Below are 1,729 nucleotides of genomic sequence, written 5' to 3'. Positions count from 1 at the left end.
ATCAAAGATATTATCGGAAAATTAAGAGGTGGTATCTGGCTCCATTTCTGGATGAAAGGTGCATATGCTGGTCCAGGCACAACCGTTGATAATAGTGCAGAGCGTAAAATAGAGAATGATAAAATCGTGTACTACATCTCTGAAGATGATGAGTTCTCATTAAAAATAAAACATGCTGTAAAGCATGTTGAGAACTTTTTTAAAGACAAGGTACGCAGCAAATAAAATATAACAAACGCTTAAACCAAGGGACGCAAAACAGCAGGCTTGCGCTCCTTCGTCGCTAATTTTAGCCTGCTATTTTGCGCCGGTTAAGCGAGGCGTTATGAGCTTAAAGGAATAATATGAAAAATTGGGAAGATTTAACTCTATTACAAAAAGCTATCTTTGGTGTTGCCATCGTTGGTGTTGCTTTGTTGGCGCCAGAAATCGCAATGCTTGTCCAATTTGGCGGGATAGAGATTGCATTTGCTTTTCTGGCTATGTATCTAATGCCAATGATAAGGCATATCAATAATGCCTATTCGAAACTCAACGAAAGCATAAAGATTGCTGTTATTTCAATTCAAAATAGCGCTTCAGCAAAACCAAAAGTATTTGCTGTTCAAGCCATGTTTTGTTGCACGGCTTTTTTATTTACAGGTTCAGTAGCGTTTGCGACTATATTTTTTATGCCCGGTTTGGTCCTAAATGGGGTTGTAATATGAACGCTCATAACAATGCGCTGAACGGGACAAAAACGCAATGCCATGCTTCGCATATTATGGCATCACGTTTTCGCCCGTTAGCTTAGTGTTAGCTATCTATCGTAATCTGAGAGTGTGATGAATAACGAATATTATTGGTGGGATTTCGAAGAATCAACATTTAAAGGTGTTCTTTACGACTCTATAAATATGTATTTCCTCCATGATCATTCTTATAAGAATTGGGAAGAATTTTCAAAAGCAGATCCACATATGGCATACGCGCACTTAACCTATGTTAGGTTTGATGCGCTAGAACAACAATTTGTTGATCTTAGGGTTATACCTCAAATGCTTGGAGCTAAAGAAATTCCTTTAAAATCCACAGTTCAAGATATAAATAGATATGATTGGCTAAAATCTATTGTAGATTTATCTTTATTTAGATTTTCAAGTTTAAGAGATATTGCTTTCCATTTTGTAAATGAAGTTTTAGAGCTTAATCTTCCAGATCATAAGCTGAACATAAAACAGCTCAAAAAGGTGCTCAAGGAAAAATATCCTGAGATTCTAGAGCATTTAAAAATATTAGATCAAACTGGAACGCCACTTCGATTAGATCGAAATGAAAGAGCACATAAAGGCTTCTGTAATTTATACACAGAAGATGATCAAATGTTTAAAAACATGGCGTGGTCGGAGTCACACAATTCGGAAATATCAGGGTATGACTTAGTGGCTACTTATGAAAACTCTAGGGATAAAATTTATAGTATTGTGGTAAAAGAGGTTAAGGACGCTCTTCAAGCTTGCATTGAATTAGTGGATGAACTTTATGTTCATTATCGAGACAGACACGATGCTTTATCAATTAATGCTAAGAGTGGTGTATCTCATCACTTTCATGACTACCATAGAAAAGATAGCTAACAAGTTGTTAAACAAGGACAAAATACAGTTGGCTTTGAGCCTGTAACAGATTCTGTGTAACTGCCATTAGTTAATATGCTTTTCGAGGCGTTCCTCGAACTCGATAATAAAAC

Annotated in this window: 2 protein-coding genes and 1 pseudogene; all 3 read left to right on the top strand. The window is 36.3% G+C overall.

Features of this window, described 5'->3' with window-relative positions:
* A pseudogene (locus tag V5298_RS20550) lies at positions 1 to 225 on the top strand (hypothetical protein); the annotation flags it as partial.
* 119 nt (positions 226 to 344) lie between these two features.
* Positions 345 to 707 carry a hypothetical protein gene (locus tag V5298_RS20545; RefSeq protein ID WP_332933273.1) on the top strand — a complete coding sequence of 121 codons (363 nt, stop codon included), beginning with the start codon at positions 345 to 347 and terminating at the stop codon, positions 705 to 707.
* A gap of 117 nt (positions 708 to 824) precedes the next feature.
* Positions 825 to 1,616 carry a Cthe_2314 family HEPN domain-containing protein gene (locus V5298_RS20540; RefSeq protein WP_332933272.1) on the top strand — a complete coding sequence of 264 codons (792 nt, stop codon included), beginning with the start codon at positions 825 to 827 and terminating at the stop codon, positions 1,614 to 1,616.
* Positions 1,617 to 1,729: the final 113 nt, after the last annotated feature.

It is taken from the genome of Alteromonas sp. 14N.309.X.WAT.G.H12 (genome assembly GCF_036697315.1).
GTDB lineage: Bacteria > Pseudomonadota > Gammaproteobacteria > Enterobacterales > Alteromonadaceae > Alteromonas.
The sequence above is the reverse complement of the archived record's forward strand: the minus strand, read 5'-3'. Positions and strand labels throughout refer to the sequence as shown.